General features: G+C 59.4%; 12 protein-coding genes and 1 pseudogene. 8 read left to right on the forward strand and 5 right to left on the reverse strand.

What is annotated here, in order from left to right:
- Positions 1-25 precede the first annotated feature (25 nt).
- The 6 genes and pseudogenes from FEJ81_RS19995 to FEJ81_RS20020 all read left to right on the forward strand — a co-directional run bounded on the left by FEJ81_RS19995 (position 26) and on the right by FEJ81_RS20020 (position 7,033).
- Positions 26-1,075 (forward strand): metal ABC transporter substrate-binding protein, encoded by a 1,050-nt coding sequence (locus FEJ81_RS19995; RefSeq protein ID WP_138247020.1) that lies wholly within the window; start codon positions 26-28, stop codon positions 1,073-1,075.
- Between the two features lie 7 nt (positions 1,076-1,082).
- Positions 1,083-1,871, forward strand: a complete 789-nt coding sequence (locus FEJ81_RS20000; RefSeq protein WP_138247021.1) for a metal ABC transporter ATP-binding protein — start codon at positions 1,083-1,085, stop codon at positions 1,869-1,871.
- Positions 1,868-2,878 (forward strand): metal ABC transporter permease, encoded by a 1,011-nt coding sequence (locus FEJ81_RS20005; RefSeq protein WP_138247022.1) that lies wholly within the window; start codon positions 1,868-1,870, stop codon positions 2,876-2,878. Before FEJ81_RS20000 ends, FEJ81_RS20005 begins: the two co-directional genes overlap by 4 nt.
- A gap of 66 nt (positions 2,879-2,944) precedes the next feature.
- On the forward strand, positions 2,945-3,664 hold the full coding sequence (locus FEJ81_RS20010; protein WP_175416504.1) for a metal-dependent transcriptional regulator: 720 nt from the start codon (positions 2,945-2,947) through the stop codon (positions 3,662-3,664).
- An 8-nt stretch (positions 3,665-3,672) separates the two neighbouring features.
- A pseudogene (locus tag FEJ81_RS20015) lies at positions 3,673-5,347 on the forward strand (transposase).
- A 450-nt stretch (positions 5,348-5,797) separates the two neighbouring features.
- Positions 5,798-7,033 (forward strand): tyrosine-type recombinase/integrase, encoded by a 1,236-nt coding sequence (locus FEJ81_RS20020; protein WP_138247024.1) that lies wholly within the window; start codon positions 5,798-5,800, stop codon positions 7,031-7,033.
- Positions 7,034-7,065: 32 nt separating this feature from the next.
- Here FEJ81_RS20020 and FEJ81_RS20025 read toward each other — a convergent pair whose 3' ends face one another.
- The 3 genes from FEJ81_RS20025 to FEJ81_RS20035 are packed head-to-tail and all read right to left on the reverse strand — an operon-like array spanning position 7,066 to position 9,887.
- Positions 7,066-7,719, reverse strand: coding sequence for a hypothetical protein (locus FEJ81_RS20025; protein ID WP_006183494.1), 654 nt, complete (start codon positions 7,717-7,719; stop codon positions 7,066-7,068).
- A 28-nt stretch (positions 7,720-7,747) separates the two neighbouring features.
- On the reverse strand, positions 7,748-9,667 hold the full coding sequence (locus FEJ81_RS20030; RefSeq protein WP_006183493.1) for a heavy metal translocating P-type ATPase: 1,920 nt from the start codon (positions 9,665-9,667) through the stop codon (positions 7,748-7,750).
- A gap of 4 nt (positions 9,668-9,671) precedes the next feature.
- Positions 9,672-9,887: a heavy-metal-associated domain-containing protein gene (locus tag FEJ81_RS20035; RefSeq protein ID WP_006183492.1), complete on the reverse strand. Its 216-nt coding sequence runs from the start codon at positions 9,885-9,887 to the stop codon at positions 9,672-9,674.
- Positions 9,888-10,069: 182 nt separating this feature from the next.
- On the opposite strand from FEJ81_RS20035, the gene FEJ81_RS20040 reads away from it, so the two are divergent.
- Positions 10,070-10,594, forward strand: coding sequence for an ArsR/SmtB family transcription factor (locus FEJ81_RS20040; protein WP_006183491.1), 525 nt, complete (start codon positions 10,070-10,072; stop codon positions 10,592-10,594).
- A 20-nt stretch (positions 10,595-10,614) separates the two neighbouring features.
- Here the strand turns inward: FEJ81_RS20040 and FEJ81_RS20045 are convergent, their stop codons facing one another.
- Together FEJ81_RS20045 and FEJ81_RS20050 are read right to left on the reverse strand one after the other, a co-directional pair.
- Positions 10,615-11,271, reverse strand: coding sequence for a hypothetical protein (locus FEJ81_RS20045; protein WP_015299307.1), 657 nt, complete (start codon positions 11,269-11,271; stop codon positions 10,615-10,617).
- Positions 11,272-11,297: 26 nt separating this feature from the next.
- Entirely contained in the window at positions 11,298-11,669 is a 372-nt protein-coding gene (locus FEJ81_RS20050) for an SHOCT domain-containing protein (RefSeq protein WP_006183490.1), read from the reverse strand.
- 182 nt (positions 11,670-11,851) lie between these two features.
- Between FEJ81_RS20050 and FEJ81_RS20055 the strand changes: the two genes are divergently transcribed.
- Positions 11,852-13,240, forward strand: coding sequence for a permease (locus FEJ81_RS20055; protein ID WP_138247025.1), 1,389 nt, complete (start codon positions 11,852-11,854; stop codon positions 13,238-13,240).
- Positions 13,241-13,269 lie beyond the last annotated feature (29 nt).

Genomic DNA, 13,269 nt, shown 5'->3' on the forward strand with positions numbered 1-13,269 from the left:
TTGTCCCACCACCAACTAGCCGACGATGGACGACACGCACCAGTCGAAAACGAAGCACAGTTTCTCACGCAGAAGAGCCATTACTGCGGGTGCAGGACTGCTCGCTACTGGCCTCGCCGGATGTATGAGCAACGGAGATACGACTGAATATGGTCCTGTTGCCGTCGCGTCGTTCTTCAGCTTCTATGACTTCGCCCGAAAGGTCGCAAACGGAACTCCTGTCGAAGTGCGAAACCTGATTCCAAGCGGGCTTCATGGCCACGGCTGGGAACCGGATGCGAGTATCACCAAGGATATCATCGAAGCCGATGCGTTCATCCACGTTGGCTCAGACTTCCAACCTTGGGCCGACCGGGCAATCCAGACGCTCAAAGATGACAACGTCGACACTCAACTCATCAACGTCCGGGAGGGCATCGAACTGGTCGACCTCGCCGCCAGCCTCGACCCTGAGGAAGAAGGTGTCGGCGAGGGTCGAGGGAAGGACCCCCACTTCTGGCTCGATCCCGACCGCGCGAAGCAGTCCGTCGACAACATAACCGATGGGCTCGTCGAACTCGCACCGGACCACGAATCGACGTTCCGGGAGAACGCCTCGACCTACAAGACCGACGTCCTCGAACAGATCGAACAGGATTATCAGGCGATCTTCGACGCCGCCGAACGCGACGTCGTCCAACTCGCCGCTCACAACGCGTTCCAGTACATTGGCGTCAAGTACGACATCCAGATGCGCCCACTCGTCGTGAATCTTGCTGCCAGCGGCGATGTCAAGCCTTCCGACATCACGGAAGCCAAGCGCGTCATCGACGAGAATGATATCAAGTACATCGGTGCCGCGGTGTTCGAGACGCGCAAGCCTGCACAACAACTCGTCACCGAGACGGCGGTCGACGGGTACTTTCCCGTGACGCCGTACGCTGGCGTTCGGGAGGACTGGGTTAAGAACAACTGGGGGTACGAGGAAATCGCCTACAACATCAATATGCCCACGTTCGAGGTCGTGCTCGGCAACAAACAGCCCGAGGAAGCCGGGCCCGATGGCTGGGCCGATGAGTGGATGAGCTTCGAGTGAACTTCCAATGAGCACACAAACCCCTGCGAGTACCACGAGTTCTGGAACGTCAAGCAGCACTGAGGCGGTCATCGAACTATCCGGGATCGACTTCGGATACACGTCTACCCCGGTCGTCGAGGATATCTCGCTTCGGATCGACCCTGGCGAGTACGTTGCGGTCGTAGGTCCGAACGGGTCGGGGAAATCGACGCTGATGAAGTTGATGGTGGGGTTGCTTCGACCGGACGAGGGAGTCGCCAAACTATTCGGCGAACCCTCGCGTCAGTTCGACGATGGCGAGCGGATCGGCTACGTTGCCCAGCACGCCAGCGCCTCGAAAGAGATGCCCATCACCGTCCGAGAAGTCGTGAAGATGGGCCGGTTCCCACACGTCGGCTTCGGTCGCCTCTCCAGTGAGGACTGGGATATCGTAGACCGGGCGCTTGACACGGTCGGTATGTCGGCGTTTGCCAATCGTCGTGTGACACAGTTGTCGGGGGGGCAGCGCCAGCGAGCATTCATCGCCCGTGCACTCGCCAGCGAGGCCGACCTGCTCGTGCTCGACGAGCCGACTGTCGGTGTTGATATGGAATCGGTCGAGGCGTTCTACAATCTCTTGGATTCACTGAATAGCAACGGTATCACGGTCCTGCTCATCGAACACGACTTGGGCGCAGTCACCGAACACGCCGAACGCGTCATCTGTCTCAACCGCGAGATATACTTCGACGGACCAGCCAACGAGTTCGTCGAGAGTAACGCGCTAGCACGCGCATTTGGCACCACAGCGAACCTGCTGGGTGGTTCTCGATGACTTACCTATCTGTTGTTCCGCTTCAAGCGGGACCGTTAGACCCCGTGTTCGGGCCACTGTACTGGTTCCTGGAGGTGTGGTCGGACTTCATGTCTGCAATGGCTCGAGCGACTGGATTGGAACTGCTCCAGTACGGCTTCATGCACCGGGCGATCTTGGTGGGACTCTGTATTGGAGTGATGGCTCCCCTGATCGGAACGTTTCTCGTTCATCGGCAGCTAGCGTTGATCGGTGACGCACTCGCTCACACCGCCTTCGCTGGTGTGGCCGTAGGGTTGTTCCTCAACGCGGTCATCGATCTCGGAATCTCGCCGTATCTGACGGCAGTCGTCGTTGCGATGATCGCAGCCCTATTTATCGAACTCATATCGGAGGCGACCGACGCCTACAATGATGTCTCGATGGCCATCGTGCTCTCGACAGGCTTCGCGTTGGGGACGACGCTGATCAGTATCAATGCCGGTGGACTTGCTGTCGGCGTGAATCAGTACCTCTTCGGGAACCTATCGACGGTTTCGAATGATAGCGCGGCGATATTGTTGGCGCTGTTCGTGATCATTATCGGGATGGTCGCGCTCACACGCAACCAGTTACTGTACGTAACCTTCGACGAGACGGCAGCGGCTGTATCCGGCCTCTCGGTCCGCTGGTACAATCGCATCATGGTGTTGTTGACAGCGATGGTCGTGGTCGGCGCAATGCAGATTATGGGGGTTATCCTCGTGGCCGCGATGCTCGTCGTGCCCGTCGCTGGCGCATCACAGGTCTCTCGGAGTTTCAACGAATCGATCCTCGTGTCGGTCGTTCTCGCCGAGCTGGCCGTCATCCTCGGCATCGGTGTCTCGTACTATGCCGAGGCGACTGCTGGGGGCGTGATCGTTCTCCTCGCCGTCGCGATCTACGTCGCCGCCGTCGTGCTCGGAAAACTCCAGACGGCCCTCGGTGAGGAGACCACTCCTGAGATGGGAAGCATCGACGTGAGCGAAGCCAAACAGAGTGACGACTGACAACTGCTTCCATAACGAGCCCCGTGCGGTAGCCCGCGAACTAAACGTTCGAGTATACCAGATGAAATGAGTTCATCAGATTCTGACACCCCGGACGCGACGGAGTCGTCCCCAGTGATCACGCCGAAGATGGAAGACTATCTCCGTCGCATCTACCGTCTCGAACAGGAAGCCGACGGCCGGGTGTCCAACTCAGAAATCGCTGAACGGCTCGGCGTCACTAGAGCATCGGTGACGAGTATGCTCAGTACGCTCTCGAATCGAGGGCTGATCGACCGAGAACGGTACCGCCCGATTCGTCTCACGACCGAGGGCAAAGAAATCGCGCTACGAGTGGTCCGCAGACACCGACTCGCCGAGTCGATGCTCGCGGAGTTGTTCGAGTACGCGATCAGTGACGTCGACGCAGAGGCCGATATCTTGGAGCACCACCTCAGTGAACGGCTCTGTCAGGAAATCGAACGGAAACTCGATGTGCCAGAAACCGATCCACACGGTGATCCAATCCCCGACAGTAATCTTGACCTTCCTCAAGCAGAGGATGTTTCCTCACTGGCTGAGATTGAAGAATCAGCGAGTGTAGAAGTCACGCGGATCTTGACGCAGAATGACGAGGTGCTGGAGTATCTCGTTTCGATCGGACTGGAACCGACTGAACGCCTCCACCTCGACAAAATCACACCGATTGGAATGATGGTCGTTACTATCGGGGACGCCAGTGAACAGACGAGTATTCCAAAAAGACTGGCCTCACAGATACTGGTTTCGCCGCTGGATGGCCCATAACTCATACAGTGGTCGTGGATCACGAGTCTCGACGCACTGTCTTTCAACGAATCGCCCAACAGCCGTACGTCGAGTGGCCAGCTTATGACTCGACACCGCTCTACGACCGAACCTCGCTCGCCGGGTTAGAATCGGACGTTCGAGTCATCTCAGGTGTCTGGTTTACGCACCCAGATCATAATTCACTCGAAGAGTTCGTCTGCGAACTCCCGATAGCCTACTTCAGATTCGAAGCTCACGACCGCTACGGAAGTTCAACACGATACGAGATGGACACCCTCTTTCGTGTATTCGTGCTAAAAGAACTCCACGGGTGGCAGCACGAAACATCTCTCCTCAAATACCTCAATAGTCACCCGGCACTCTGCGAACGTCTAGGATTGGGGTCGGTCCCCAATCAATCGACACTGTGGCGCACTCGGAGCGAGCGCTTCACGCGAGATTTGTGCGAGACGGTCAAGAAAGTGGCTCGCACTATTCTCATCAAGGCCCAGAACGCGGATGTCGCCATCCCGCGCGAACCAGAACGAAACCTCCCGCCTCAAGGAGACGACGCGGATGAATCGGACCCAGACAAGCATACCATCCTCGACGAAGCAGGGACGATTACCGAGCACATTAATCGCGTCGTCTTCCCATCGTTCTCGTTGAATCGTGGCGACGGCTGTGAAATCCACGAGAACGCCTACTGGGACTTACAGACGTATCTAGGGCTTCGTGAGATTGGCCGCTAACGAAGGTGCTCGCAGTTTCGTACATGAATCAACACGGGAGAGAACACCGCTCGGACACGCTCATCGCGACCACATCCGTGATCTTTCTTTCGTGCAGATCCGCGAGATGTATCGACAGGCGATCCGAAACCTCATCGACGAGGTCGCAGAAACGGAGGAGTTCTTCCGGGCCGGAATCGTCGCCATAGACATCACCGAGGCAGACCCCTTCATGGGCGACCGCACCGGCCACGAGGACGAGATCATCGGAACGAAAGAGAACACCGACGAATACGCCTATCAGTGGGCCACAGTCCAGTTGGTCGGGAACGCTGTTCCACTCGTGCTTGATGCTCGTCCCGTGCGGAAAGGCGAATCACGCAAGGAAATCGTCGAAGATTTGCTCAACTCTGCTGAGGGCCTCGTTCACGTCGACAACGTCTTGATGGATCGGGAGTTCGATAGTCAACACGTTCTGGAGATGATTAGCCAGCGCGGGCTGTCGTATGTCGTACCGAAGCGAATGCAGACCAGTGAGAAAGCTCAGGCGAAGCGATTACTCAAACACGGGAAAGACCGCTACGAGACCGACAGAAAGCTCCATCTCGGGAAGAATAAGTGGCACGAGACGACACTCATCTATCGACGGAAAGAAGACTCAGAACACGACGATCATCGACAATATTCGGTGTTCATGACAAATCGAGGGAGTGGACACCTCACAGAGTACGGGTATCGGTGGGAGATCGAAAGTGGGTACAGGTCGATCAAACGGTTCATGGCGGCGACGACGTCGAAGAATTTCGGGCTTCGATTCTTCTACTTCGCATTCGCCTGTTTGCTGTACTCTATCTGGCGAGCAGTCGATTTGCTCGTCCAGGTCGCGTTGACCGGTGAATATGAACATTCACCGATCGTGACGGCCGACAACACGCTTACGCTGTTGAAGAAGGAAACCGGAATCGGATAGCGAGGATCTCTACCCATAGTAGCCCGGCGTCCGAGTGGCTACACTACCCGCAGTCTCGGAAGCACTCGAGATTAGTTGACCATCCAACAATAATGGCCGGTCAGAAAGCGATCTGAATCATTTTCTACTCATCGATTCGTCCGAAACCACGCATCACAGCCCCGCTAAACCCGCCGTAGTCTCAACTTCAGAGGCCCGAGATTTTGTATAGCGATATACGATATACAATTTCCTGTAGTGCGGAATTCCGACGGTAAGAGACTCTAGACCTCCGAATTCTTCCGATGGGCCGAATACAGAATGTGGTCCTGATTATGCCCGTAATCACGACCACTTTGAAGTACCCCGGCGCCGTCGGTGAAGCACGAATGCTGCAACCGCCTCACGACGACGCTTCCCCCAGGGTAGAGGACCCGAGACCGGGGCTGCAGGACGGTGGAGGGCCGGTGAATGCCTGACCGAGCGCTTTCGACGCCGCTCGACGACAGCTTCGAGCGCTACCTCCAAGACAAGGGGAAAGGCCGGGGCGGCGGCGGTGGGAACTATCGACGTAACGCTGCACGCGAGCTCGAACGGTTCGCCGAGTGGGCCGCCGGCGACCGCGGCGACGACGACTGGACCGGGATCGTCCCCGACGACGTCGACCGGGAGCCGACATTCGACGATCTCGACGAACGCGTGTTCCGGGAGTATGCCCGGCATCTCGGTGGAGATCGGGGACTCAAGCAGAACACGGTACAAACTTATTACCGCTATATCTCTGCCTGGTGTGGCTGGTGCGTCAACGAAGGGTATCTCGAGGCGCATTACGCGCAGCGGGCGAGTGCGATGGCGCCGTTACCGGAGGACGACGGTCGCAAGCCCGGCGACCAACAGGCCTGGACGTCTGAACAGCGCCACGCCCTCACCCGCCACGTCGACGAACGGGCCCGCGACGCCGTCGAGGCGTACAGGACACTCCCAGAGGATACTGACCCCATCGATAAGCAGCGAGCGCGCTACGCGGCGCTGAAGGCGGCTCGTGACCGGGCGCTGGTGTTCGTCCTCGCGTACACAGCTGTCCGTGTCGGGGAACTCCTCCGAGATCCGAACGACCCACGCCGGCGCGGCGTTCGCTGGGAGGACCTTTCCCTCGACGACGGGAGTATGGACGTCTACCGGAAGAAACAGCAGTGGGACGCCGCGAGCCTTCCCGATCCGGTGATTTCTCCGTTGCGGAGCTACCGTCAGCTGGTGGACCCGCCGACGGACCGCTGGCCGGTGTTTCCGACGTTCGACCAACGGACGCTCGCAGAGCTCGTCCGGGAAGAGCTAGCCGAACGAGGGGAACGCCCAGAAGGAATCGACGAGCGACGTGAGGCATGCGCCCGGGACCTCTTGCTGGCGCTCGATGAGAATATTCGGCCGCCGTCGATCACGACGGACGGCGCACGGTCGATTCTTCAACGGCTCTCGGAGGCCGCAGGGATCGACATCGACCATCCGAAACACGATTATCTTGCTCCGCACGGCGGTCGCCGAGGGATGGGTGAAGTCCTCGTCCGTGCATTCGGGTATACAGTTGCGGCTCGATATCTTGATAATTCCGAAGAGATGGTTCGAGAGCGGTACTCTCACATCGAGGCTGGTGAGTTAGGTGATGTCGCTACTGAGGCCCTCGAGGAGATCGATAGTGTACCGCAGTAACTTATTTCGAGTGAGAGGGGTAGACCGTCGCGTCAAACCGCTTTGACAGTGAATAGCGAGTCGTCACTGAGGACGACCTGTATCCGGCGGTGCCAGGCGTCAGCGAAAGCCTCTCGTTGCTGTTCAGTTGCCGATTCGTCGAGAATCCCTTGGAGGTTCCCGATTGCGGGTCCACCGTCAGGAACGTCGCTGACGTGGTAGGTCACTTCGACGGTCTCGTCCGTGTCGGTTCGCCGGAACCGGAACGTCGGCTCTGCCGTGTCCGGGTCGAACGCGTCGAAGACGAGGAGGTCGCGGCGGCCGCCGTAGCCGCCGGCGAGCCCGCTGAATCCGTCGTCTTCGGTCGCGCCAGTAACGTACGAGATGATGCGGCTCATCACGCCATACGCAGCATCGTCCTGCGGGCCGGCCGCCTGCACCTCGATTTCGCTCCGAACTGGATAGTCGTCGGGATACAGGGCGTCGAGCCCCAACTGGACGATCCGGTAGGCGCCCGAGGCAGTCGGACAGGAATGTCCCGCCTCTTTCACCGCGTCTCTATAGGTGATGACGAACGGGTCACCCGGTTCGAGAACGCCGAGGGCCTCCGCGACAGGGTCGCGAATTTCGATCGGATCGACGTCGTAGTCTACCTTCCAATTGGTTCTAGTCTGGGTCTCGGCGGTCGCAGTCGAGTTTGATGTCATGAGTGGTGGTGATGATCGTATCTAGTGGTCAGTGGCGAAGCAGTCGCATCCCGTTGAGGATGACCGCGAGGACGCTGGCCTCGTGGACCAACATTCCCGCGGCGAGGGTGACGTAGCTGGTGAGCACGCCCGCGAGCAGGACGGTCACGGTCAGCACTGCGAGCCCGACGTTCTCGAGGACGTTCCAGCGCGTCGCCTTGCTGAGTTTGACCGCGTAGGGGATGCGGTCGAGGTCGTCGGCCATCAACGCCATGTCTGCCGTTTCGATGGCGGTGTCCGTCCCGGCGGCACCCATCGCGATGCCAACGTCGGCGGTCGCCAGCGACGGCGCGTCGTTGATGCCGTCGCCGACCATCGCGACCACGTGGCCGTCGGCTTGGTAGGCCTCGATGACTGTCTGCTTGTCCTCGGGGAGGAGTTCGGCGCGGTACTCGTCGATGCCGACCTCCTCGGCGACGGCGGCGGCCGTCCGCTCGTTGTCGCCGGTGAGCATCACCGTCTCGATGCCGACGTCCTGAAGCGCCGTGACGACCCCAGGAGCTGCCTTCCGGAGCTCGTCCCGCAGTGCGATTGCGCCGATGATGTCCCCGTCCCGGACGACGTGGACGACAGTTTCGCCGCGCTCCTCACGCTCGCGGACGTAGTCGGCGATCCGACTGGGGACGTTAATGTCGCGGTCCTCCAGCAGTGCGCGATTGCCGACAACAACTTCGGTGCCCTTGGTATGGGCGATAACGCCCTTACCAGCGACCACGTCGAAATCGTCCGGACCGGGAATCGACCTGCTCCCCGCGTCCGTCTCGTCCGCCTGGGCGACCGTCGCCCCACCGTCCGTCGCAGCAGTCGGGCGCTCGCGGGCTGCGTCGACGATGGCGTCGGCGAGGTGGTGTTCGCTCTTCTTCTCGGCGGTCGCCGCGAGCGTGAGGACGTCGTCGGCGGCGATACCGAAACCTTCGATATCGGCCACGGTGGTTTCGCCTTTCGTGAGGGTCCCGGTCTTGTCGAAGGCGACGAGGTCGATTTTGCCGGCGCGTTCGAGGTGTTCGCCGCCCTTCATCAGCACGCCCGATCGGGCGGCGTTGCCGATGGCCGAGACGATGCTGACCGGTGGCCCGATGACCAGCGCGCCCGGACAGCCGATGACCAACAGCGTCAGCGACAGGATCGCATTCTGCGTGACTGCATACGCACCGATGGCCAGCACGATGACGGCCGGCGTGTAGTACTTCGCGAACCGGTCGATGAGACTCTCCGTGGGCGACTGGGCCTCTTGGGCCTCCTCGACGCGACGGATGATACGTTCGAGAGTCGTGTCCGAGCCCGCACCCGTCGTCCGGATTTCTAGCGCGCCCTCCTGGTTGACCGTCCCGGCGTAGACTTCGTCGCCGTCGGCCTTGTGGACGGGCGCGCTCTCGCCTGTGACCGGCGCCTGGTTGACGGCGCTTTCGCCGTCGACGACCTCGCCATCGACCGGAATCTTCCCGCCCGGCTTCACGACGACGACCTCGCCCGCTTCGACCTCCCGGGCGGGAACCTCTTGGAGTTCCCCGTCGCGACGGACGGTGGCCGTGTCGGGCGTCATCTCCAGCAGCTCCTGGAGGGCCGTCCGGGTCTTCCGCATGGTCCGGCCCTCGAGGTAGCTGCCGAGGCTGAACAGGAAGACGACGGCGGCAGCCTCCCAGTACTCGCCGATGACGATGGCACCGATAGCGGCCAGCGTCACCAGCGTCTTGATACCGAGCGTCCGGCTGGTGACCTCGTGGTAGGCGGTCTTGGCGATGTCGTAGCCACCCACGATTGTCGCCAGGACGAGGATGGCGGCGCTTGCCATCTCGAAACTCGTGAGGTAGCCCAGACTCCAGCCACTGCCGTACAGCAGGCCGCTCGTCGCCGTGACGATTGCCTTCCGGTGTTTTTGGTAGTACTGCGTGATCGATTGTTTGGTCATGGTGTTAGGCGGGCTGCGGCGTGTACCCCTGGTTTTCGATGGTCTGTGCGAAGGCGTCGGGGTCAGCGACGCTGTCGTCGTACTCGATTTCGACGCGGCCGGTCGCGTAGTGAACCTCGACGTGCTGGACACCGTCGACGTTCGACAGGGCGCGTTCGACGGTGCTCGCACAGGTCGGGCAGTCGAAGTCGAGGACGCGGAACTGGGTTGTGTCGCTCATTACAGTTTGAGGTAGTGCCCGTACCCCAATAAGTATTTTTTAGATGATATGTTTGAATATGGATATAGGTGATTGGAACAGTTAAACAGGTCGTCTAGGGCTTTCGGTATCACGAACCCAGCAACCTGAGTTCAAAGCAGCGTCCCGCTAGCTTTTCCCGCCTGCTCATACTCAGTTCTCGTATGAGTAGTTCCGGTACCGACCACCGGCTTGAGGACATCGCGGTGCGAGACACCCGGGTTTCGGACGCCATCGACGAACCGATGCGGGCGATGATCCTCGATATCCTCTCCGAGGAGGCGCTGACCGCAACTGAGGTCCACGGCCGTTTGGAGGACCGCGGCGTCGACCGCACGGAGAACACGGTTCGTCATCACATCAACGAGTTACGGGATGCCGGTCTCGTCGACGTCGTCCGCTTCGAGGAAGGGCGCGGTGGGACGACGAAGTACTACCACGCGAATACGATCGTCCTCTCGTACTCGCTGCCAGAGTCAGCTGATGACGCTGTTGAGGAGATGATCGAGGCCGTTCAACCCCAGATCAGGGACTCACTCGATACTCTCACAGAAGACCACGACGACGCGATAGCGGAGATCGTCGCAGATATGCAGCCGTGTGAGCACTGTCAGACCCAGAAGTACGAAACCTACGTGCTCCTAACTGTCCTCCGCCGGGCGTTCGTTCGTGCGCACCGAGATTCTTGAGCTTGCGCCCTGTACCGCTGTCAAGGCCTCACTTCACCGTGTGTTTTAGTTATCCGGCGATATCCCTCATACACAGCTGGCAATCCGAGGGGAAGTGCGAAGACTCCGAACCCGAGTAGGATGTATCCGGCTACGTGCCGGCGTCGCACAGCTAGAACTGTCGCGGCGACGCCGACGAACGCAATCAGATAGGCAAGATTACTCCAGAGCACGTTGTACGAGGAGCAGTATAGCCAGCAGACGACCGTGTAGGAGGGAGCGTTCCAGGTCGGCGGATGAAGCTTCGGCCAGAAAAACCGGCAGTATGTCGTCCAGCTGAGCATCGCGAGCGCCGGAAGTCCAGCAAGCCACATCGGTGTTCCGAACGGCATCCAGTCTCCGAATCGTCTATAGCCAGCGAGGAACAGCGCGGGAAAGCCGATAATCCACAGCCAGATACCGATAGTGTAGGTCACCGGCCAGTGTTCGATCCGGGGCTGTGCAATCGGTAATCGTAGAGACTCGGGCAGCGTCGCCCACGGGAACGAGGGATCGGGAACGGGATTCGTGAGGAACGCGACCAGACAGAGTCCAGTCCCGATGAGGAGCCCGTATAACCCCACCGTCGTGTATCGGTCAAGCCACGCTGGAAGTTGCGGACGGGGAGACTGTTGACGGTGGTCGGGGTAGCCGGTCATCCTTCAGCTTTGATGTCTCGTCGTAATCAGGTATCTCGTTCGAGTGCTTCGCGTCGCTGTTCGTATTCCTCGTCAGTCAGCTCCCCGCGAGCGTAGGCAAGCCGAAGCTCTTCGAGTGCTTGGTCCGAGTCACTCGCATCTCCCGTGACTGCGCGATAGATGAGGTACCCACCACCGACGAGGGCAGCGAGGAACAGCAGCTGCATCACAATACCGACGATGAACATCCAGCCGGGCATCGTCCCGTCGCCCCACATGTGACCGCTCCACATCCCGCCCATCATCGGACCGAACCCCATCATCCCGAAGCCCATGAAGAACAACGGGACGATGAAGACGGCACCGATGATAACGAGGAGGAGCGTAACAAGTCGCGTATCGTCTGAATTTGTCGGCATATTGTGATCCCTCCGTGAGTTGGGGTTCTCAGATTATACTACGCACTAACTATTCAATGCGGTTGTGCCTTTGACCTACGTGTTCCACCTGCCACAATTCTTTTGAATACCTACTCACCACGGCTCTGACCCGAACTATCTGAAGGAAAACTGCAATAGATGATCCCTTCGAACTGATACCTATGGTAGCGACGATGATTGATGGCATCTCCGAAGCTCTACGTATCGGAGTGGGCTTCCTCTGGACGGCAGCGTGGGCGATCATCATGGGCCTCACGATCACGAGTCTCGTCCAGGTCTACGTCTCCAAGGAGCGGATGGCGCAGGTCCTCGGCGATGGCGATCTGAGCGGGCTCACCAAGGCGACTGCGTTCGGCGCGGCCAGTAGTGGCTGTAGTTTCGGCGCCGTCGCTATCGGGAAGGGCCTGTTCAAGAAGGGAGCGCACGCGGTGAACTTCCTCGCGTTCATGTTCGCGTCGACGAACCTCATCGTCGAACTCGGATTGATGATTCTGATTCTGCTCGGCTGGGAGTTCCTGGTCGCAGAGTTACTTGGCGGCCTCATCCTCATCGCCGTGATGGCCGTCATCGTTCATCTCACGCTTCCGGAGAACCTCTTCGATGAGGTGCGAGAGACGCTCAACGAGCGCGATCACGAGGCGGGCGTCACCGAGGATCCAACCTGCGGGATGGAAGGCAAAGACGAGTACACGCTTACGACTGACGGCGGTGAGACGCTCAAGTTCTGCTCGGAGGGCTGTATGGAGACCTACCGCCAGGAGATGTCGAGCCGCGGTGGGTGGCGTGACGAGTTACTGTCGTGGGGTGGCTGGTACAAAGTTGGGAACCAGTACCGCAAGGAGTGGTCGATGATCTGGAAGGACGTCATCGCCGGCTTCCTTATTTCTGGGTTCGTCATCGTCTTCGTCCCGCAGTGGGTGTGGAACACGCTGTTCATTCAGGGCGACGGCCTGCTCGTGACTGCCGAGAACGCCGTCATGGGCGTCATCATCGCCGTCCTCAGTTTCGTCGGCAGTATGGGCAACGTCCCGTTCGCCGTCGCGCTGTGGGGCGGTGGCGTCAGCTTCGCCGGGATCATCGCGTTCGTCTACGCCGACCTCATCACCGTGCCCGTGCTGAACGTCTACCGGAAGTACTACGGCTGGAAGATCATGCTGTACATCCTTGGCGTCTTCTTCGTGACGATGGCGTTCACTGGCTTCCTCATGGAGTTGCTGTTCGACGCCCTCGGCATCGTACCAGATCTGGCCGGTGGCGAGACGGCGACCGAACAGACGTACTTCGAGCTCAACTACACGTTCTACCTCAATATTATCGCCTTCGCGCTCTCCGGGTTCCTCCTGTATGTCTACCGACGTGGAATCGGCGCACCAGGTCAGTATCGTGATCCGGTGTGTGGCATGCGGACCGACGATGAGGGGCCGAGTGCGTCCAATGATGGGATGACGTACTATTTTTGCTCGAAGACCTGTAAGCGGGCATTCGAGGAAGAGCCCACGGAATTTGCTGATCAAAGCCCGCAGATAACAAACCACGATCACGATCACTGATAGATGTACTGTGGTTCATCCGCTGTGAA

The sequence above is a fragment of the Natrinema versiforme genome (assembly GCF_005576615.1).
Lineage (GTDB): Archaea > Halobacteriota > Halobacteria > Halobacteriales > Natrialbaceae > Natrinema > Natrinema versiforme_A.

Bases quoted from the DNA above. Each gene is read 5' to 3' on its own strand.
- FEJ81_RS20000 (WP_138247021.1), top strand. From the start codon at position 1,083: ATGAGCACACAAACCCCTGCGAGTACCACGAGTTCTGGAACGTCAAGC.
- FEJ81_RS20035 (WP_006183492.1), bottom strand. From the start codon at position 9,887: ATGAGCGACACAACCCAGTTCCGCGTCCTCGACTTCGACTGCCCGACC.
- FEJ81_RS20050 (WP_006183490.1), bottom strand. From the start codon at position 11,669: ATGCCGACAAATTCAGACGATACGCGACTTGTTACGCTCCTCCTCGTT.
- FEJ81_RS20055 (WP_138247025.1), top strand. From the start codon at position 11,852: ATGGTAGCGACGATGATTGATGGCATCTCCGAAGCTCTACGTATCGGA.
- FEJ81_RS19995 (WP_138247020.1), top strand. From the start codon at position 26: ATGGACGACACGCACCAGTCGAAAACGAAGCACAGTTTCTCACGCAGA.
- FEJ81_RS20045 (WP_015299307.1), bottom strand. From the start codon at position 11,271: ATGACCGGCTACCCCGACCACCGTCAACAGTCTCCCCGTCCGCAACTT.
- FEJ81_RS20040 (WP_006183491.1), top strand. From the start codon at position 10,070: ATGAGTAGTTCCGGTACCGACCACCGGCTTGAGGACATCGCGGTGCGA.
- FEJ81_RS20020 (WP_138247024.1), top strand. From the start codon at position 5,798: ATGCCTGACCGAGCGCTTTCGACGCCGCTCGACGACAGCTTCGAGCGC.
- FEJ81_RS20025 (WP_006183494.1), bottom strand. From the start codon at position 7,719: ATGACATCAAACTCGACTGCGACCGCCGAGACCCAGACTAGAACCAAT.
- FEJ81_RS20030 (WP_006183493.1), bottom strand. From the start codon at position 9,667: ATGACCAAACAATCGATCACGCAGTACTACCAAAAACACCGGAAGGCA.
- FEJ81_RS20005 (WP_138247022.1), top strand. From the start codon at position 1,868: ATGACTTACCTATCTGTTGTTCCGCTTCAAGCGGGACCGTTAGACCCC.
- FEJ81_RS20010 (WP_175416504.1), top strand. From the start codon at position 2,945: ATGAGTTCATCAGATTCTGACACCCCGGACGCGACGGAGTCGTCCCCA.